A 17,612-nucleotide genomic window follows, 5' to 3' on the forward strand; every position below is an offset into this window, starting at 1 on the left:
ATCTGCATCGCCTTCTCCGACCAGGGCCCGGGCATTCCGCCACAGGAGCTGGACAAGATCTTCCAGCCCTTCGTGCAGTCCAGCAAGACCCGCAACGGCTCGGGCGGCACGGGCCTGGGGCTGGCCATCTGCCGCAAGATCATCGACGCCATGGACGGCACCATCGTGGCCAGCAACCGGCCCGAGGGCGGCTCGCTGTTTCGCATCACCCTTCCCTGCCGCAGCGCATCGGAGACGCGCCCGGCGGAGCTGCTGTAGCGGCACCGCCGGCCGGCGCGCCTGCGGCCGGCAAACTGGTGGTGAACAAGTGGTAAACGGGCGGCAACAAATGAGAAAAAGTCTCATTTAGAATGACAGCACTTCGTCCCGCCCTGCCCGCCTGCCTTTCCTCCCCGCTTGCTTGTATGACACGCCATCCGACTCCTGCCGCCTGGCTGGGCCTGGACCTGCACTGGGCCTATGGCAGCCTGCTGCCCGCCATCTGGCGCAGCACGCGCTGCATCCACCGCGCGCAGGATGTGCTGCATGACGCCTTCGTGCGCTACGCCCTCAGCGGCCGGCACGAAGGCATCGCCCAGCCGCATGCCTACCTGCGCGTGGTGGCGCGCACCGTGCTGGCCGACCAGATGGCGCATGAGCGCCGCTTCGTGCCCCTGCCCGAGCTGGCCGGCGCCGCGCAGCACCCGGTGGCACGCGCGGACGAAATCGCCTTGCAGGAAGCCTTCACGGCGCCTTCGGCCGAGATGCTGGCCGACCTGCAGCAGCGCCTGGGCGCCGTGCAGCGTGTCATCCAGGGATTGCCTGCGCGCTGCCGCGAGGTGTTCTGGCTGTGCAAGGTGGAAGGCCACTCCCAGCCCCAGATTGCCGCCATGCTGGGCATCAGCCTGAACATGGTGGAGCGCCACCTGATGCGCGCCCTGCTGGACCTGCGCGCCGCACGCGAGCTGCTCGCGCCATGAGCACGCCGCGCGAGGAAGCCGCGCGCTGGTTCATACGCATGCACCGGGATGCGGGAGCGCGGCCGGGCGCCGCCGATGCCGCTGCCTGGCGCCGCTGGATGGACGCCGACCCGCGCCACGCCGCCGAATACGCCGCCTTCGAGGCGCTGTGGCAGGACTTCGACTCCACGCCCCGCACCGAGGCCCTGGCCACGGCGGTGGACACCGCCGCACGCCAGCGCCGCAACACACGCAGCAACGCGCGCCGCGCGATCATCACCCGCGGCGTGCTGGGCGTTGCCGGCCTGGGCACGGCGGGCCTGCTGGCATGGCGCGGCTGGCTTGAATGGCAGGACACCACCGTGTTCGCCCTGGCCCGCGACAGTGCGATTGGCGAACGCATCGTGCTGAACCTGCCCGACGCCAGCGTGCTGACCCTGGGACCGGCCAGCCGCATCGCCACGCGCTACACGCGCCGCCAGCGCGCCGTGGTGCTGGAGCGGGGCGAGGCCCTGTTCGACGTGGCCAGGGATGCAGACCGCCACTTCACCATCGACGCAGCCCAGGCGCGCATCACCGTGCTGGGCACGCGCTTCACCGTCAACCGGCTGCCGGGCCTGGTGCGGGTGGGCGTGGAGCATGGAACGGTGCGTTTGGCGGTGAAAGGTGGTGACGGAGCACCGTCCTTGCTGCTGCAGGCTGGCGAAGTGGGGGAACTGCCGGACGAAAGCGCCGGCGCCGCCCCCGGTGCCGCACCCGGAGCCGATGGCGCCCACGCCAGCCCCCTCCCCCGCCGCGTGCAACGCGATGCGCGCGACAGCTTCTCGTCCATCGAACGCGGCCTCATCGTCTTCGACAGCGCCGGGCTGGGCGAGATCGCGGCCACGCTGTCGCGCTGGCGCCGCCAGCCCGTGCGTGCGGCCGTAGCCGACGGCACGGGCGGGCCGCGCATCACGGCCGCCGTGCAGCGCGCCGATGTGGAGAGCTTCCTGGACGCGCTGCCGCGCATCGCCGCCGTGCGCGTGCAGGAGCGCGACGGCGCCACCTGGCTGGCCCCGCGCAGCACGGCGCCGGAAAAAATCCGGAAAAACTGAAAAAAAGCGGCCAACGCACATCAGGGATCCGGCAGGCTGCCCCGTCATACAGGCGAGCACAACCGATACCCAGGAGAACGTTCCCGCCATGCCCGCCCGCCCTCTTTCCTCCCGCCCGGCACGCGCCTGCCTGTCCCTGCTCGCCTGCGCGGCGGCACTGGCCTGCACGCCAGCCCTGGCCGCTCCTGCCGACATCGACCTGCCGGCCCAGCCGCTGTCCGACGCCATCAAGGCCCTGGCGCGCGCCACCGGCACCAGCATCGCGGCCGACAGCTCCCTGCTGGCAGGCAAGACCGCGCCCGCCGTCCAGGGCCGCCTGGAGCCGGCCGAGGCACTGCAGCGCCTGCTGGCCGGCAGCGGCCTGCAAGCCTCTGCCCAGCCCCAGGGCGGCTGGCTGCTGCGCCCCGCCCCGGCGCGCCCGCAGACCGCGCTGGACGAAGTGCGGGTGACAGCCACGGCCCTGCGCGACGGCCGCACGGAAGGCACGGGCAGCTACCGGGCGCCCTATGCCAGCGCGGCCACCAAGATCGAGCTGACGGCCCGGGAGACGCCGCAGTCCGTATCCGTGATCTCGCGCGCACGGCTCGATGACCAGAACTTCGTGGAGCTCACCGAAGCCGCCAAGGTGGTGCCCGGCATCGTCGTGCGCCGGCAAAGCAGCACGGGCGGGCGCAGCGACATCCTCTCGCGCGGCTACCAGTCCTCCACCTACCAGTTGGACGGTCTCACCGTCAGCGGCAATCCGGCCACCCAGGAAACGCTGGACCTGGCCCTGTTCGACCGGGTCGAGGCCCTGCGCGGGCCGGCCGGGCTGTTCTCGGGCGCGGGCGAGCCCAGCGTCATGCTCAACCTGGTGCGCAAGCGCGCCCTGCCGGACTACCAGGGCCAGGGCGCCATCGGCCTGGGCTCGCGGGGCCGCAAGCGGGCCGAGGTGGATGTCACCGGAGCGCTGTCCGAAGATGGCCGCCTGCGTGGCCGGGTGGTGGCGCTGCACGAGAACTTCGGCAGCCCCGTGATGGCCATGGACGGCCACAAGCAGGCCCTGTACGGCACGGTGGAGCTGGACGTCACTTCCCAGAGCACGGTCTCGGTGGGCGCCACCTGGCAGCGCGGCCGGGGCAACTACGACACCGGCCTGCCCGCCCACGCCGACGGCAGGCTGGCCCCCATTCCGCGCGACGTGGCCATTGCCGCCGACTGGGGCCGCGCCGCGCCTGAATCGCTGGCCGGCTTCATCGAGTCGGAGACGCGGCTCGACGGCGGCGGCCTGTTCAAGCTGGCCGCCCGCCGTGTGCTGCGCCAGCAGCGCGACAAGTACATCAACGGCTACTCGGCCGTATCGGACACCGGCATCAGCCGCTTCACCCAGGCCCAGACCGTGGACCGCGACTACGCCGACACCACGGCCGACATCTACTACAGCACGCCCTGGCAATGGGCCGGGCAGACGCACCATTTCATCGCGGGCGCGGACTACCGCAGCTCCAACATGCACCTGCGCATGCTGCGCGGCGCCATGAACACGCCGGCCGACCTGTTCCACTACGACCCATCCTCCATCCCCGAGCCCAGCTTCAAGCCCTTTGCCGACGACATTACGCGCACCAGCCTGCGCGGCGTCTACGGCCAGTTGCGCATCAAGCCCACGCAGGCCCTCACCCTGGTGGCGGGCGCGCGCAAGAGCTGGTGGAAGACAGAAACCTCGGATCGGCTGCAGAACACGCGCTCGGGCTACGAGGTCGATGGCCAGTTCACGCCCTTCGCCGCCGTGCTCCTCGATCTGAACGACAGCTGGACGCTCTACGCCAGCCAGTCGCGCATCTTCCAGCCGCAAGGCGGGCGCCTGGCCGGTGGCGGCCAGATCGCCCCGCGCGAGGGCCGGCAGGTGGAAGCCGGCATCAAGGGCAGCCTGCTGGACGGACGCCTGAATGCCACCGCCGCCGTCTACCGCATGCAGGACAGCAACCGCGCGCTGGCCGACCCCGCCGATGCCGCCTTCGTCATCCCCGCAGGCAAGGTGCGCTCCGAAGGCTTCGAGGCCGAAGTGGTCGGCTCGCTGTCGCCGCGCTGGGACGTGGCGGCCAGTTACGCCTACATGCGCTCCAAATACCTGCAGGGCACCGTCACGCAGACGGGCACCGACTTCAGCACCATGTCGCCGCGCCACAGCGTGAACCTGTGGGCGCGCTACCGCGTGGCCGGCCCCGTGGCCCAGGGGCTGGAGCTGGGCGCGGGCGTGCGCGCCGTCAGCGAGTTCTACGACACCCTGGGCACCGTGCGCTGGCGAGCGGGCGGCTACGGCGTCTGGTCCGTCTATGCCGCCTACCCGCTCACCCCCCAGATCAAGCTGGCCGTGAACATCGACAACCTGTTCGACCGCGTCTACTGGGAGCGCGTGGGCACGGCCACGCGCAGCAACTACTACGGCCTGCCGCGCAGCATCATGGTCACGCTGCGCAGCAGTTTCTGATCCCGTCGCCACAGGGCGTGCGCAGCACAAGGCTGCCGCGCCCCCTGCCTGCCGCGCAGGCATTCAACACATCGACACCATCGAATGATTTCTCACAAATAATTCAATAGATCCACACAATGCATGGATTTACGCTTGTGTCCATTGCTGGCAGCCGCCGCCAGCCAGGACACCAGCCATTGCCATGCAAGACCGTTTTCTGATCGAGCGCATCGAGGCGCGGATCCTCGACATTCCCACCATCCGCCCGCACAAGCTGTCGTTCGGCTCCATCAGCCGGCAAAGCCCGGTGATCGTGCAGCTGTGGCTGCGCAACGGGGCCACGGGCTTTGGCGAGGCCGCCACCATCGGCGGCCCGTCGTGGAACGAGGAATCGCCCGAGAGCATCCACCATGCCATCGCCAACCACCTGGCGCCCAGCCTGATCGGCCAGGACGGCGCGCGCTTCGAGGCCTGCCTCTCGCGCATGGACCTGGCCTGCAAGGGCAATGCCTTTGCCAAGAGCGCCGTGGAAATCGCGCTGCTGGACGCCGTGGCGCGCAGCCTGCAGTTGCCCGTGTGGCAGTTGCTGGGCGGCAAGCAGCGCGACAGCCTGCCCCTGGCCTGGACGCTGGCCAGCGGCGACATCGAGCGCGACCTGGCCGAGGCCCAGCTGCGCCTGGAGCAAAAGCGCCACCGCATCTTCAAGATGAAGATCGGCGCGCGCACGCCCGAGGCCGATGTGGCCCATGTGAGCGAGATCGCACGCGGCCTGCAGGGACGCGCCACGCTGACCGTGGACGTCAACCAGGCCTGGGACGGCGCCACGGCTCGGCGCTTTCTGCCGCAGCTGATCGATGCCGGCGTGACGCTGATCGAGCAGCCCGTGGCCGGCTGGAACGTGCCCGCGCTGCGCGAGCTGACCGCCACGCTGCAGGGCGCCCTGGTCATGGCCGACGAGAGCGTGTGCACGCCCTACGACGCCATGCGCCTGGCGCGCGAGCAGGCCAGCCATGTGTTCTCGCTCAAGGTCGCCAAGCACGGCGGCCTGCTGCGCACGCGCAAGGTGGCGGCCATTGCCCAGGCGGCCGATATCGGCTGGTACGGCGGCACCATGCTGGAGACCTCGATCGGCTCGGCCGCCTCGGCCCATGTCTTTGCCACGCTGGGCGGGCAGCACTACAACTGCGAGCTGTTCGGCCCCCAGCTGCTGGTGGACGACATCGTCACCGAGCGCATGGCCATCCGCGACTTCGAGCTGCAACTGCCCGACGGGCCCGGCCTGGGCTTGGAGATCGACCTGCAGCAGTTGGCGCGCTTCGACCGCGCGCTGGCCGGCAGCCAGCCGCAGCACTTCGACATGGGGCAGGCCCGGACCGGGGCTGCGACCTGAATTCCTTTCATTCCTCCTGGAGACAAACATGCTTTATCTGGTCCGCATGGACGTGAAGATCCCCCACGACCTGCCCGCCGACGTGGCAGCCGAGATCAAGGCCCGCGAGAAGGCCTATTCCCAGCAGCTGCAGCACGACGGCCGCTGGCCCCACATCTGGCGCGTGGTCGGCGAGTACGCCAACTACAGCGTGTTCGACGTGGCCTCCAACGACGAGCTGCACGAGCTGCTGCAGGGCCTGCCGCTGTTCCCCTACATGGACATCCAGGTCACGCCGCTGGCAAAGCATCCCTCGGCCATCGCCTGAGCACAGCCCAAACCAAGACCAAATTGTTCGGAGACAACTGAAGTGAATGTGAAACGCCGTTTTCTGACCGCCGCAGCCGCAGGCCTGTGCCTGTCCGCCGTGATGCCCGCCGCCCATGCGCAGGCCCCCGAGGCCAACTGGCCCAGCAAGCCCATCCGCTGGATCGTTCCCTTCCCGCCGGGCGGCGCCATGGACGCCATCGCGCGCACCCTGGGCGAGAAGGCCGGCCGCACGCTGGGCCAGCCCTTCGTGATCGAGAACCGTCCCGGCGCCGGCGGCAACATCGGCGCCGACTTCGTGGCCAAGCAGCCCGGCGACGGCTACACGCTGATGATCACCTCCATCGGCATGGCCACCAACAAGCCGCTGTACCGCAAGCTCAGCTACGACCCCATCAAGGACTTCGCCCCCGTGGGCGTGCTGGCCGTGGTGCCCAACATCCTGGTCACCAACTCCACCCAGCCCAACGTCAAGAGCGTGGCCGACGTGGTGGCCGCCGCCAAGGCCTCGCCCGGCAAGCTGACCTATGCCTCGGCCGGCAACGGCACCTCCATCCACCTGGCAGGCGAAGTGTTCAACTCGCTGGCCGGCGTGGACATCCTGCACATCCCCTACAAGGGATCGGGCCCGGCCGTCTCCGACCTGCTGGGCGGACAGGTCAACTACATGTTCGACTCCATCACCTCGGCGCGCCCGCACATCCAGTCGGGCAAGCTGCGCGCCCTGGCCGTGACCACGGCCAAGCGTTCGTCCAGCATGCCCGACGTGCCCACCATGGAAGAGGCCGGCATCAAGGGCTACGAGGTCTCGCCCTGGTTCGCCGTCTTCATGCCCGCCAGCACGCCGCCGGCCATCGTCAAGAAGCTCAACCAGGTCTTCGTGGCCGAGATGAAGCAGCCCGACGTGCTCGAACGCTTCAAGGCCATCGGCGCCGAAGTCGTGGGCTCCACGCCCGAGGAAGCGGCCAGGCACCTGCAGGCCGAGTCCGTGCGCTGGACCAAGGTGATCACGGAGCGCAACATCAGCATGGACTGAGCGCTTCTCTTTTCCAGGACATCCCATAAAACCACGAGGAGACAAACATGTCCGAACTGTCCCAGGACCAGCTGCTGAATCTGGTCAACAGCAAGCAGATCGCCCCTGGCAGCGACCGCGTGCGGGCGCTGACCCAGCGCATCGTCAGCGATCTGTTCCACACCATCGACGAGATGGATGTCACGCCCGACGAATTCTGGGCCGCCGTGGACTGGCTGGGCCGCCTTGGGAGCAGCGGCCAGCTGGGCCTGATCACGGCAGGCCTGGGCTTCGACCGGCTGCTGGACATCCGCAGCGACGAGGCCGATGCGCGTGCCGGCCGTGCGGGCGGCACGCCGCGCGCCATCGAAGGCCCGCTGTTCGTGGCCGGTGCACCGCTGTCGCAAGCGGAGGCGCGCCTGGACGAGGGCGAACCCCAGGGCGAGGTCTTCGTGATGGAAGGACGGGTGCTGGATCTTGACGGCCGGCCTCTGCCGCATGCGCTCATCGATGTCTGGCATGCCAATGTCCAGGGCGGCTACTCGCACTTCTTCCCGGGCATGAAGCCCTACGAGCTGCGCCGCCGCATAGAAGCCGACGAACAGGGCCGCTACCGCTTTCGCAGCTATGTGCCGCCCGGCTACTCCATACCGCCGGACAGCCCCACCTCGGAACTGTTCGACGCGCTGGGACGCCACGGCCATCGACCCGCCCACATCCACTTCCTCGTGGTTGCACCCGGCATGCGCACGCTGACCACCCAGGTCAACCTGCCCGGCGATACCTACCTGGACGACGACTTCGCCTTCGCCACGCGCGACGGCCTGATCGTCGAGCTGGAGCGCGGCGTGGCGCCGGCCGGCTATGAGTCGCTGGGCGTGAACGCGCCTTTCGTCCGCACGCGCTTCGACTTCGTGCTGCAGCCCGCAGTCAGCGAAGGCGAGTCCTTGCCGCTGACACGCATGGAGCGTGTGCGCGCCTGAGGCTCCGCCACCTTCCGGGGCCTTCCGGCCTGCCATTTTTTTCGCTTCGTCCGTTCCACAGCAGGCCGCCCCTTGGAGTGCGGCCTGCTTCACCGTATCCGCTTCCCACACCATGTCCAGCCTGCATCGCATCGCCGCAACCCTGCTGACCGCCACCGTGGCCCTCGTGCCCGCCCTGGGCCACGCCCAGGCTCCGGCAGCCTTTCCTTCCAAGCCGGTGAACATCGTCGTGCCCTACGCGGCCGGCGGCCCCGTGGACAACCTGGCACGCGCGCTGGCCACGCGCCTGAACAAGGTCTGGTCGCAACCCGTGGTCATCCTCAACCGCACAGGCGCCAACGAGATCATCGGGGCCGAGTACGTGGCCAAGAGCGCACCCGACGGCTACACGCTGCTCGCCGCGACCGAAGCGTCGCTGACCATGAACCCGCACCTGTACAGGAAGCTGCCCTACAACCCGCAAAAGGACTTCGCCCCCATCTCCCGCCTGATCAGCGTGCCCATGGTCTTCTTCGTGCCCCAGAGCTCCAAGGCCGGCACGCTGCAGGAGTTCATCGCTCAGGCACGCCAGGCAGGCAAGACCAAACCGCTGACCTATGGCTCATCGGGCGCGGGCGGCATCGTGCACCTGCCGCTGGCCATGTTCGCCAAGCAGGAAGGGCTGGAGATGGTGCACGTGCCCTACAAGGGCGCCGCACCGCTGATCCCCGAAGTCATCGCCGGCCAGATCGACGCAGCGGTGCTGGGCGTGTCGGTGATCGAGCAGCACATCAAGTCGGGCAAGCTCAAGGCCCTGGCCGTGTCCTCGGAGACACGCAGCATCGCCCTGCCGGATGTGCCCACCTTCAAGGAAGCCGGGGTGCGCGACATCCAGGCTGTCTTCAACATCGGCCTGCTGGCACCGGCTGGAACGCCGGCGCCCCTGGTGGAGAAGATCGCCGCCGATGTGTGCCGCGTGCTGCTGGAGCCCGAATTCCGCAAGACCCAGGTGGACGCGTTCTCTTACGTGGCCGTGGCCTCCAGCCCCGCCGAATACCGCGACTTCCTGGCGCGCGACTACCAGGTGCAGGGCGAGCGCGTGCGCACCTCGGGCGCCTCGCTGGATTGAACCGGACGGAGTCCGTTCAGCTCTGGACTGCGGTGCGCTTGGCAACCACGTGCACCGCAGCCGCAGGCCTGCGCCCCCAGTTCATCAGCGCCGTGCCGGCCACGGCCATGCCGCCGCCCAGCACGATGCTGGCATCGATGCTCTCGCCCAGCCACAGCGCCGACAGCGCCACGCCGATCACGGGCACCAGCGTGATGTAGCCCGAGGCCGCGCCCGCGCCCAGCGCCTTGACGCCGTCGAAGTACCAGGCATAGGCAAGCGCCGTGGCGCCGAAGGCCAGGAAGGCCAGCGCGCCCCAGGCAGTGCCGTTGCCAAGCACGGCAGCCTGCAGGCCGGCCGGCCCTTCCACAACCAGGCTGGCCACCAGCAGCATGGCCGCGCCCATGGTCGAGGTCACGGCCGTGGCCGACAGCGCATCCACGCCCGTGAGCAGCCAGCGGCCGATCAGGGTGTAGGTCACCCAGCACACCACGCAGCCCAGGATCAGCAGCTCGCCGGCGCCCACCGAGCCCTGCAGCAGCGCCAGCGGCTGGCCATGCGAGATCACCACCACGGCGCCGCAGGCCGCCAGCGCCATGCCCAGGGCAATGGTGCGGTTGAGCCGCTCGCCGAACAGCCAGACCGCCAGCGCCAGCGTGAGCACGGGGTTGAGCGTGATCACCAGGGCCGCCTTGCCGGCCGGCACATGCTGCAGCCCCATGAGGAAGAAGGCCGCATAGCCGAACACGCCCGTGGCGCCGGCGGCCGCCATGCCCAGCCAGCGTTTGGCACTCCATTGCCGCAGGCCCGCCATGCCACCGGCCCAGTACAGCCAGGGCAGCAGCACGGCGGCGGCCAGCAGGAAGCGCAGGCTGGCGGCTGCCAGCGGCGGCATGTTCTGTGCCACCACGCGGCCCGCAGGCCAGGAAGCGCCCCACAGCAGGGCCATGCCGACAAGCCGCAGGTGGGGACCGAAGAAGCGTTGAAAATTCATGGCGCGTACTATGTGCTCATATCGATTCATAGACAAATGAGCGAATGCTCATGACCTGGACAACGTGATCCCATGACCTTCACCCAGCTCGAAGTGTTCGCGGCACTGGACCGCGCCGGCAGTTTCTCGCGCGCGGCCGCGCTGCTGGGCATTACCCAGAGCGCCGTCAGCCATGCCCTGCGCGCGCTGGAAGGCGAGCTGCAGGTTCAGTTGGTGCGGCGCGAGGGCCCTCACTCCCCGCTGACCGACGCAGGCACGCGGCTGCTGCAGCGCGCCAACGACATCCTCCAGCAAAAGGAGGCCTTGCGGCAGGAGGCCGATGCCGAGCGCGGCATGGCGCGCGGCACGCTGCGCGTGGCCTCGTTCGGCGCCACCTCTTCGCTGCGGCTGCTGCCCCCGCTGATCACCGAATACCGCCGCCGCCAGCCCGCCGTGCTGGTGCAGATCGACGAGCAAAACGACGACACCGTGGTCAAGTGGCTGCTGGAGCGGCGCGTGGAGATCGGCTTCGTCGTGCTGCCCGACGAGCGCTTCGAGACCGTGCCCCTGGTGGAAGACGAACTGGTGGCGCTGCTGCCCGCATCGCACCGGCTGGCGGCCCAGCGCAGCATCCGCGCCGCCGACCTGCAGGGCGAGGCCTTTGTGCGCACCTCGGCCGGGTCGGGCGCGCACATCGACCGCTTCCTGGCCGAGGCCGGCGCCCAGCCTGCGGCCATCTACCACTTCGAGCAGATGTCCTCCATGCAGGGCTTCGTGGCCCAGGGCCACGCCATTGCCATTGCCGCGCGCCTGGCCGTGCCCGAGCAGGCGCCCGAAGGCATGGTCTACCGCAGCCTCGCGCCCCGCCAGCGCCGCGTCACCGGGCTGGCCGTGCGCAGCATGGAACGCCTGTCGCCGGCCGCTGCCGGCTTTGTGGAGCTGGCGCGGGAGATGGCGAAGAAGAAGTGCTTTGGCTGACGCAGTGCCGCCCTCCTGGCATAGCAGAAACCATGGCATTGGTGACAGATCAGCGCACATGCAGGCTGCCTCTGTCACCAAACTGCTAGACTGCGCCGATGGCAGTTCACAGCAACTTTCTCGGTCCGGTCACGGTTTCCGGTGATGAAGCGAAAGCTCTCACACGGAGGCTTGCGCATGGCCGGGGCACACAGGCTGCTGTGTCATCCGCACGCAATGGCCGCAAGCTCGCCACCACCTTCACAAGGGATGGCACGGTCCGGATCAAGCTCAAGCCGACCGGCGAACCCCTCAAGGGCAAAGACTGAGCCGTGGGTTTCGAGCTGCGCGAACTGGCCTCGGGTGACGGCTGCAACGCGCTGAGCCTGGGCAGCGAGGCATTCGCCCCTCTCAAATCCTTTCTGCGCAAAGAAGCCAAGAAGCTCCATCAGGAGCATCTTGCGCGCACCTTCGTCCTGGTGCCGGAAGGCGAGACCAAGGTTCTGGCCTATATCACGACCTTGTGCACCCATGTGGCCGTCGAACAGTTCGACGAACCGGCCGTGCTGGACGGCTTTCGCTACAAGGACTATCCGGCCATCAAGCTGGCCCGGCTGGCCGTGGATACCAGCCTGCAGGGCCAGGGGGTTGGGAGCCAGTTGGTGGACTTTGTCATTGCCCTGATCACGGACCATGTCATGCCATACACGGGATGCCGTTTTCTGGTGGTGGATGCCAAGCCAGAGTCCGTGCGCTTCTATGCGGCAAAGGGCTTTCTGCCCATAGGCACCAGCACCGATGGGCCAACGGCCACCACCACGATGTTCATCGATCTGCGACGGGTGCTGGCGGCCATCGGCCGGACGTAGCCATCCTCCGGACCGGCCTGCTAGGCAGGATGGCCCAGCGGATGCAGTACCAGCGCCTCACGCACGATGGGCTTGAGCGCCTGGGCCTCGTCGGGACTGGCCAGCACGCGGGCCAGTTCGGCGCGCATGCGGGGCTCCCAGAATTTGCGGATGTGTTCGGCGATGCCCTGCAGGGCCTCGTCACGCTCGGGCATGGCCTCGAAGAACTCGCCGATGCGGTTGGCCATGCGGACCAGGTTGGCGCTGTCCATCACTTGCCTCCCGCCACGGCCATGCTGCCTGCCTGCGCGGCTTGCAACAGGCCGATCTGCTCTTCATGCATGCGCGCAAAGCCGCGCTGCCAGTCGGACGGCTGGGCGTGTTGGGGGACGGGCAGCACCTGCACGGCCGTGACCTTGTATTCGGGGCAGTTGGTGGCCCAGTCGGAGCTGTCGGTGGTGATGACGTTGGCGCCCGATTCGGGAAAGTGGAAGGTGGTGTAGACCACGCCGGGCTGTATGCGCTCGGTGACGGTGGCGCGCAGCACGGTCTCGCCCGCGCGGCTGGCGATGCCGACCCAGTCGCCGTCGCGTATGCCGCGGTCCTCGGCGTCATGCGGATGGATTTCCAGCCTGTCCTCGCTGTGCCAGTGACTGTTGTGCGTGCGCCGGGTCTGGGCGCCCACGTTGTACTGCGACAGAATGCGGCCCGTGGTCAGCAGCAGCGGAAAGCGCTGGGTGACCTTCTCGTCGGTGGCCACGTACTGGGTGATGATGAAGCGGCCCTTGCCGCGCACGAAGCGGTCCCTGTGCATGATGGAAGTGCCGGCCTCTTCGGTGCTGTCATTGCAGGGCCATTGCACGCTGCCCAGCCGGTCGATCTTGTCGTAGTTCACGCCCGCGAAGCTGGGCGTGAGCGCGGCGATCTCGGCCATGATCTCGCTCGGGTGCGTGTAGTGCATGGCGTAGCCCAGCGCATTGGCCAGCAGCTGGGTGACCTCCCAATCGGCATGGCCGGCCAGCGGCGCCATGACCTTGCGCACGCGCGAGATGCGGCGCTCGGCATTGGTGAAGGTGCCGTCCTTTTCGAGGAAGGAAGCGCCTGGCAGGAAGACATGGGCGTACTTGGCGGTTTCGTTGAGGAAGATGTCCTGCACCACCACGCATTCCATGGCCGAGAGCGCGGCCGTCACATGCTGGGTGTTGGGGTCGGACTGCACGATGTCCTCGCCCTCGCAGTACAGGCCCATGAAGCTGCCGGCCAGGGCCGCCTCGAACATGTTGGGAATGCGCAGGCCGGGCTCGGGGCTGAGCGCCACGCCCCAGGCCCCCTCGAACTCGGCGCGCACCGTGCTGTCCGAGATGTGGCGGTAGCCGGGCAGCTCGTGCGGGAAGGAACCCATGTCGCAGGAGCCCTGCACATTGTTCTGGCCGCGCAGCGGGTTCACGCCCACGCCTTCGCGGCCCACGTTGCCCGTGGCCATGGCCAAGTTGGCAATGCCCATGACCATGGTCGAGCCCTGCGCATGCTCGGTCACGCCCAGGCCGTAGTAGATGGCCGCGTTGACGGGGCGGCCCGCTGGGTGGTCCTCGGCGCCCAGCGCATACAGGCGCGCGGCGCCGCGCACGAGTTCGGGAGCGACCCCGGTGACCTCGGCCATGGCCTCGGGCGAGTTCTCGGGCCGGGCCACGAATTCCTTCCACTGCGCGAAGGACTTGGCATCGCAGCGCTCGGCGATGTAGTCCTCGGCCAGCCAGCCTTCGGTGACGATGACATGGGCCAGCGAGGTGATCATGGCCACGTTGGTGCCGGGCCGCAGTTGCAGGTGGTAGTCGGCGCGGATGTGGGGCGACTTGACGAGCTCGATCTCGCGCGGGTCGATGACGATGAGCTTGGCGCCCGCACGCCGGCCGTCGCCGCGCAGGCGCTTTTTCATGCGCGAGCCGAACACCGGGTGCGCGGCCGTGGGGTTGGCGCCGATGACCATGACCACGTCCGTGTGCTCGATGGACTTGAAGGTCTGCGTGCCGGCCGAGGTGCCATAGGTCTGGCCCAGTCCATAGCCCGTGGGCGAGTGGCACACGCGCGCGCAGGTATCGACGTTGTTGTTGCCGAAGGCCGTGCGCACCAGCTTTTGCACCAGGTAGGCCTCCTCGTTGGTGCAGCGCGAGGAGGTGATGCCGCCAATGGAATCCTTGCCGTGCTTCGCCTGGATGCGGCGGAACTCGCGGGCCGTGTGGGCAATGGCCTCTTCCCAGCTCACTTCGCGCCAGGGGTCGGTGATCTTCGCGCGGACCATGGGCCGGGTGATGCGGTCCTTGTGCGTGGCATAGCCCCAGGCAAAGCGGCCCTTGACGCAGGCATGGCCCTCGTTGGCCTGGCCGTCCTTCCAGGGCACCATGCGCACGACCTGCTCGCCCTTCATCTCGGCCTTGAAGCCGCAGCCCACGCCGCAGTAGGCGCAGGTGGTGATGGCGCTGTGCCCGGCCTGGCCCAGCTCGGTCACGGTCTTTTCCTGCAGCGTGGCCGTGGGGCAGGCCTGCACGCAGGCGCCGCAGCTGACGCAGTCGCTGTCCATGAAGCTGCCGCCCTGCCCCGCCGTGACGCGCGAATCGAACCCCCGGCCCGAGATGGTCAGCGCAAAGGTGCCCTGCGTCTCCTCGCAGGCGCGCACGCAGCGGTTGCAGACGATGCACTTGCTGGGGTCGTAGCTGAAGTACGGGTTGGAGTCATCGACCTCGGCGCGCGCCTGGCCCTTGAAATGGTTGGCGCCGTCGAAGCCGTAGCGCACCTCGCGCAGGCCCACGGTGCCGGCCATGTCCTGCAGTTCGCAGTCGCCGTTGGCGCTGCAGGTCAGGCAGTCCAGCGGATGGTCGGAGATGTACAGCTCCATCACGCCGCGGCGCAGCTCCTGCAGTTGCGGGCTTTGCGTGCGCACCTTCATGCCCGGCTCGGCCGGCGTGGTGCACGAGGCCGGAAAGCCCTTGCGGCCTTCGATCTGCACCAGGCACAGGCGGCAGGAGCCGAAGGGCTCCAGGCTGTCGGTGGCGCACAGCTTGGGCACGCTGACGCCGCCTTCCATGGCAGCGCGCATCAGCGAGGTGCCCTCGGGAACGCAGACCTCGCGTCCGTCGATCTCCAGGGTGATCAGGCGTTCGGACGGGCTGGCGGGTGTGCCCCAGTCGGCTTGCTTCAAATGGTCGAGCATGGTGTTCTCCGGTCAGGCAGCCGTTGCGGCCGTGGTGGACTCGATGCCGAAGTCCTGGGGGTAGTGGGTCAGCGCCGAGCGCACGGGATACGGCGTCATCCCGCCCATGGCGCACATGGAGCCGTGCTGCATGGTGTCGCACAGGCTTTCCAGCAGGGCCACCTGGCTGGCGTGGGCGGCAGGGTCGGTGCCGGCGTGCACGATGCGGTCGATGACCTCCACGCCGCGCGTGGAGCCGATGCGGCAGGGCGTGCACTTGCCGCAGGACTCGATGGCGCAGAACTCCATGGCGTAGCGCGCCAGCTGCGCCATGTCGGCCGTGTCGTCATGCACGACGATGCCACCGTGCCCCACCACGTTGCCCTTGGCCGCATAGGCCTCGTAGTCCAGCGGCGCATCCCAGTCGGCCGGCGCCACATAGCTGCCCAGCGGGCCGCCCACCTGCACGGCCTTGATGGCGCGGCCGGTGGCCGTGCCGCCGCCGAAGTCTTCCACCAGCTCGCGCAGGCTCAGGCCGAAGGCCTTTTCCACCAGGCCGCCGCGCGCAATGTTGCCGGCCAGCTGGAACGGCAGCGTGCCGCGCGAGCGGCCCATGCCGAAGCCCTGGTAGAAAGCCGCGCCGCGCGCCAGGATCAGCGGCACCGTGGCCAGCGTGATCACGTTGTTGATCACCGTGGGCCGGCCCCACAGCCCCGCTATGGCCGGCAGCGGCGGCTTGGCGCGCACGATGCCGCGCCGGCCCTCGATGCTCTCCAGCATGGCCGTTTCCTCGCCGCAGACATAGCTGCCCGCGCCCTTGCGCACCTCCATGTGGAAGGCCCGCCCGCTGCCGGCCACGTTGCGGCCCAGCCAGCCTGCGGCCTCGGCACGCGCAATGGCTTCGCGCACGGTGGCGATGGCATGCGGATACTCGCTGCGCACATAGACCAGGCCCTGCGTGGCGCCCACGGCCAGGCCAGCGATGGCCATGCCTTCGATCAGCGTGTAGGGATCGCCCTCCATCAGCAGCCGGTCGGCAAAGGTGCCCGAGTCGCCTTCGTCGGCATTGCAGGCAATGTACTTTTGCGGCCCCGCTGCGGCGGCCACGGTCTTCCACTTGATGCCGGCCGGAAACGCCGCACCGCCACGGCCGCGCAGGCCCGAATCCAGCACCTCCTGCACGATGGCCGCGGGCTCCATGCGCGCCGCGCGCTCCAGCCCCTGCCAGCCGCCATGGGATGCGTAGTCGGACAGGTCCAGCGGGTCGATGACGCCCACGCGCGCAAAGGTCAGGCGCTCCTGGCGCGCCAGGTAGGCAATGGCCTCGGTCAGTCCATGGCACAGCGCATGGCTGCCGCCCTGCAGCATTCCGGCATCGATCAGGCCCGGCACCGCATCGGCCGTGACCGGGCCGTAGGCCACGCGGCCTTCGGGCGTCTCGACTTCCACCAGGGTTTCCAGCCACAGCAGGCCGCGCGAGCCGTTGCGCACGATCTGCACCTGAAGGCCGCGCGCCGCGCACTCGCGCTGCAGGGCACCGGCCACGGCGTCAGCGCCCACGGCCAGCGCGGCGGCATCGCGGGGCACATAGACGCGCACGCCGGGGCCTGCCCCTGCCCCTGTCCCTGCATGCGCAGGCTGGGCCACCGGCTCGCCAGTCTGCTCCGGCTGGCGGCATTGCGCGATGAGTGCATCCAGGCCGTTGGCCGTGACATGCGCATGGGGCCGGCCATCGAGCATCACGGCAGGCGATGACGCGCACAGGCCCAGGCAGTAGACCGGCTCCAGCGTGACGGCGCCATCGGCACTGGTTGCATGCCCATGCCCCTGCCCACTCGATCCGCAGCCCAGCGCCTGGCCTGCGTGGGCCAGCAGCGCGTCGGCACCGCGCGACTGGCAGGCCTCGGCGCGGCAGACCTGCAGCACATGGCGGCCCGCTGGCGTGCTGCGGAAATGGGGGTAGTAGGAGATGACGCCATGCACCTCGGCACGCGAGAGGTTCAGCGCATCGGCGATGCGCGGCACGGCGGCTTCGGGGATATGGCCCAGCATGTCCTGCACGTCGTGCAGCAACTCGATCAGGGGGCCGGGGCGCCGGGCATGGACGGCAATGGCGTGCTCGACGGCCTCGCGCTCATGGGCGCCGAGTGCGCTGCCGGCAACAGCGGCATTGAGGACGGCAATGGGAATGATCTTCCCTTGTGTGGCTGGCATGGGTGTCCCTGCTGGCTTTCGTTGTGGGGAGCGGCGCGGTCCGGTCCGCTGGCGCTTTGTCTCTGATGCCCATTTCAAGGCCTGCCGGGCAAGCCGTCAAATTCAAACGGATGATTGCGCCATTCAATCGGCAAATGAGCCGCCGGGCAGTGCTGCGCCTGCTGCCCC

Annotated in this window: 16 protein-coding genes; 12 read left to right on the plus strand and 4 right to left on the minus strand. The window is 69.0% G+C overall.

From position 1 onward, the window contains the following. The 9 genes from ACF8LI_RS08450 to ACF8LI_RS08490 all read left to right on the plus strand — a co-directional run. The coding region (locus tag ACF8LI_RS08450; protein WP_392405809.1) for a sensor histidine kinase at window positions 1–258 on the plus strand (258 nt) is incomplete at its 5' end. A gap of 146 nt (window positions 259–404) precedes the next feature. Then, window positions 405–959, plus strand: coding sequence for an RNA polymerase sigma factor (locus ACF8LI_RS08455; RefSeq protein WP_074923085.1), 555 nt, complete (start codon window positions 405–407; stop codon window positions 957–959). Beyond that, window positions 956–2,032, plus strand: coding sequence for a FecR family protein (locus ACF8LI_RS08460; protein ID WP_392412364.1), 1,077 nt, complete (start codon window positions 956–958; stop codon window positions 2,030–2,032). The genes ACF8LI_RS08455 and ACF8LI_RS08460 overlap by 4 nt, the downstream gene beginning before the upstream one ends. 88 nt (window positions 2,033–2,120) lie before the next feature. Then, window positions 2,121–4,502: a TonB-dependent siderophore receptor gene (locus ACF8LI_RS08465; RefSeq protein ID WP_392412366.1), complete on the plus strand. Its 2,382-nt coding sequence runs from the start codon at window positions 2,121–2,123 to the stop codon at window positions 4,500–4,502. A 184-nt stretch (window positions 4,503–4,686) separates the two neighbouring features. Then, complete coding sequence (locus tag ACF8LI_RS08470; protein ID WP_047217942.1) at window positions 4,687–5,874, plus strand: muconate cycloisomerase family protein; 1,188 nt, start codon at window positions 4,687–4,689, stop codon at window positions 5,872–5,874. 28 nt (window positions 5,875–5,902) lie between these two features. Further along, complete coding sequence (gene catC, locus ACF8LI_RS08475; RefSeq protein WP_046984478.1) at window positions 5,903–6,181, plus strand: muconolactone Delta-isomerase; 279 nt, start codon at window positions 5,903–5,905, stop codon at window positions 6,179–6,181. Window positions 6,182–6,223: 42 nt separating this feature from the next. Continuing rightward, window positions 6,224–7,216: a tripartite tricarboxylate transporter substrate binding protein gene (locus ACF8LI_RS08480; RefSeq protein ID WP_046984479.1), complete on the plus strand. Its 993-nt coding sequence runs from the start codon at window positions 6,224–6,226 to the stop codon at window positions 7,214–7,216. 47 nt (window positions 7,217–7,263) lie between these two features. After that, window positions 7,264–8,178: a dioxygenase gene (locus tag ACF8LI_RS08485; RefSeq protein ID WP_392412368.1), complete on the plus strand. Its 915-nt coding sequence runs from the start codon at window positions 7,264–7,266 to the stop codon at window positions 8,176–8,178. A 112-nt stretch (window positions 8,179–8,290) separates the two neighbouring features. Continuing rightward, window positions 8,291–9,286 (plus strand): Bug family tripartite tricarboxylate transporter substrate binding protein, encoded by a 996-nt coding sequence (locus tag ACF8LI_RS08490; protein ID WP_392412370.1) that lies wholly within the window; start codon window positions 8,291–8,293, stop codon window positions 9,284–9,286. A 16-nt stretch (window positions 9,287–9,302) separates the two neighbouring features. On the opposite strand, the gene ACF8LI_RS08495 is transcribed toward ACF8LI_RS08490, so the two are convergent. Then, a complete protein-coding gene (locus tag ACF8LI_RS08495) occupies window positions 9,303–10,259 on the minus strand; it encodes a DMT family transporter (RefSeq protein ID WP_043790604.1) in 957 nt (318 codons plus the stop codon). A 72-nt stretch (window positions 10,260–10,331) separates the two neighbouring features. On the opposite strand from ACF8LI_RS08495, the gene ACF8LI_RS08500 reads away from it, so the two are divergent. The 3 genes from ACF8LI_RS08500 (at window position 10,332) to ACF8LI_RS08510 (ending at window position 12,064) form a co-directional block, all read left to right on the plus strand. Then, window positions 10,332–11,216 (plus strand): LysR family transcriptional regulator, encoded by an 885-nt coding sequence (locus ACF8LI_RS08500; protein ID WP_392412371.1) that lies wholly within the window; start codon window positions 10,332–10,334, stop codon window positions 11,214–11,216. A gap of 98 nt (window positions 11,217–11,314) precedes the next feature. Beyond that, window positions 11,315–11,524: a hypothetical protein gene (locus ACF8LI_RS08505; RefSeq protein ID WP_128422694.1), complete on the plus strand. Its 210-nt coding sequence runs from the start codon at window positions 11,315–11,317 to the stop codon at window positions 11,522–11,524. A 3-nt stretch (window positions 11,525–11,527) separates the two neighbouring features. Then, the gene (locus ACF8LI_RS08510) at window positions 11,528–12,064 is read left to right on the plus strand and encodes a GNAT family N-acetyltransferase (RefSeq protein ID WP_012203788.1); all 537 of its coding nucleotides are present in this window, start codon (window positions 11,528–11,530) and stop codon (window positions 12,062–12,064) included. 20 nt (window positions 12,065–12,084) lie between these two features. On the opposite strand, the gene ACF8LI_RS08515 is transcribed toward ACF8LI_RS08510, so the two are convergent. Genes ACF8LI_RS08515 through ACF8LI_RS08525 form a run of 3 tightly spaced genes read right to left on the minus strand, consistent with a single transcriptional unit; the run spans window position 12,085 to window position 17,444 of the window. Continuing rightward, window positions 12,085–12,315: a formate dehydrogenase subunit delta gene (locus ACF8LI_RS08515; RefSeq protein ID WP_312377422.1), complete on the minus strand. Its 231-nt coding sequence runs from the start codon at window positions 12,313–12,315 to the stop codon at window positions 12,085–12,087. Further along, window positions 12,315–15,251 carry a formate dehydrogenase subunit alpha gene (fdhF, locus tag ACF8LI_RS08520; RefSeq protein ID WP_392412374.1) on the minus strand — a complete coding sequence of 979 codons (2,937 nt, stop codon included), beginning with the start codon at window positions 15,249–15,251 and terminating at the stop codon, window positions 12,315–12,317. Before fdhF ends, ACF8LI_RS08515 begins: the two co-directional genes overlap by 1 nt. Window positions 15,252–15,263: 12 nt before the next feature. Further along, on the minus strand, window positions 15,264–17,444 hold the full coding sequence (locus ACF8LI_RS08525) for a formate dehydrogenase subunit gamma (RefSeq protein WP_392412375.1): 2,181 nt from the start codon (window positions 17,442–17,444) through the stop codon (window positions 15,264–15,266). Between the last annotated feature and the right edge of the window lie 168 nt (window positions 17,445–17,612).

It is taken from the genome of Delftia sp. WSY_12, assembly GCF_043104645.1.
GTDB lineage: Bacteria > Pseudomonadota > Gammaproteobacteria > Burkholderiales > Burkholderiaceae_C > Comamonas > Comamonas tsuruhatensis.

Bases quoted from the DNA above. Each gene is read 5' to 3' on its own strand.
- ACF8LI_RS08455 (WP_074923085.1), top strand. From the start codon at position 405: ATGACACGCCATCCGACTCCTGCCGCCTGGCTGGGCCTGGACCTGCAC.
- ACF8LI_RS08460 (WP_392412364.1), top strand. From the start codon at position 956: ATGAGCACGCCGCGCGAGGAAGCCGCGCGCTGGTTCATACGCATGCAC.
- ACF8LI_RS08465 (WP_392412366.1), top strand. From the start codon at position 2,121: ATGCCCGCCCGCCCTCTTTCCTCCCGCCCGGCACGCGCCTGCCTGTCC.
- ACF8LI_RS08470 (WP_047217942.1), top strand. From the start codon at position 4,687: ATGCAAGACCGTTTTCTGATCGAGCGCATCGAGGCGCGGATCCTCGAC.
- catC (WP_046984478.1), top strand. From the start codon at position 5,903: ATGCTTTATCTGGTCCGCATGGACGTGAAGATCCCCCACGACCTGCCC.
- ACF8LI_RS08485 (WP_392412368.1), top strand. From the start codon at position 7,264: ATGTCCGAACTGTCCCAGGACCAGCTGCTGAATCTGGTCAACAGCAAG.
- ACF8LI_RS08490 (WP_392412370.1), top strand. From the start codon at position 8,291: ATGTCCAGCCTGCATCGCATCGCCGCAACCCTGCTGACCGCCACCGTG.
- ACF8LI_RS08495 (WP_043790604.1), bottom strand. From the start codon at position 10,259: ATGAATTTTCAACGCTTCTTCGGTCCCCACCTGCGGCTTGTCGGCATG.
- ACF8LI_RS08500 (WP_392412371.1), top strand. From the start codon at position 10,332: ATGACCTTCACCCAGCTCGAAGTGTTCGCGGCACTGGACCGCGCCGGC.
- ACF8LI_RS08505 (WP_128422694.1), top strand. From the start codon at position 11,315: ATGGCAGTTCACAGCAACTTTCTCGGTCCGGTCACGGTTTCCGGTGAT.
- ACF8LI_RS08515 (WP_312377422.1), bottom strand. From the start codon at position 12,315: ATGGACAGCGCCAACCTGGTCCGCATGGCCAACCGCATCGGCGAGTTC.
- fdhF (WP_392412374.1), bottom strand. From the start codon at position 15,251: ATGCTCGACCATTTGAAGCAAGCCGACTGGGGCACACCCGCCAGCCCG.
- ACF8LI_RS08525 (WP_392412375.1), bottom strand. From the start codon at position 17,444: ATGCCAGCCACACAAGGGAAGATCATTCCCATTGCCGTCCTCAATGCC.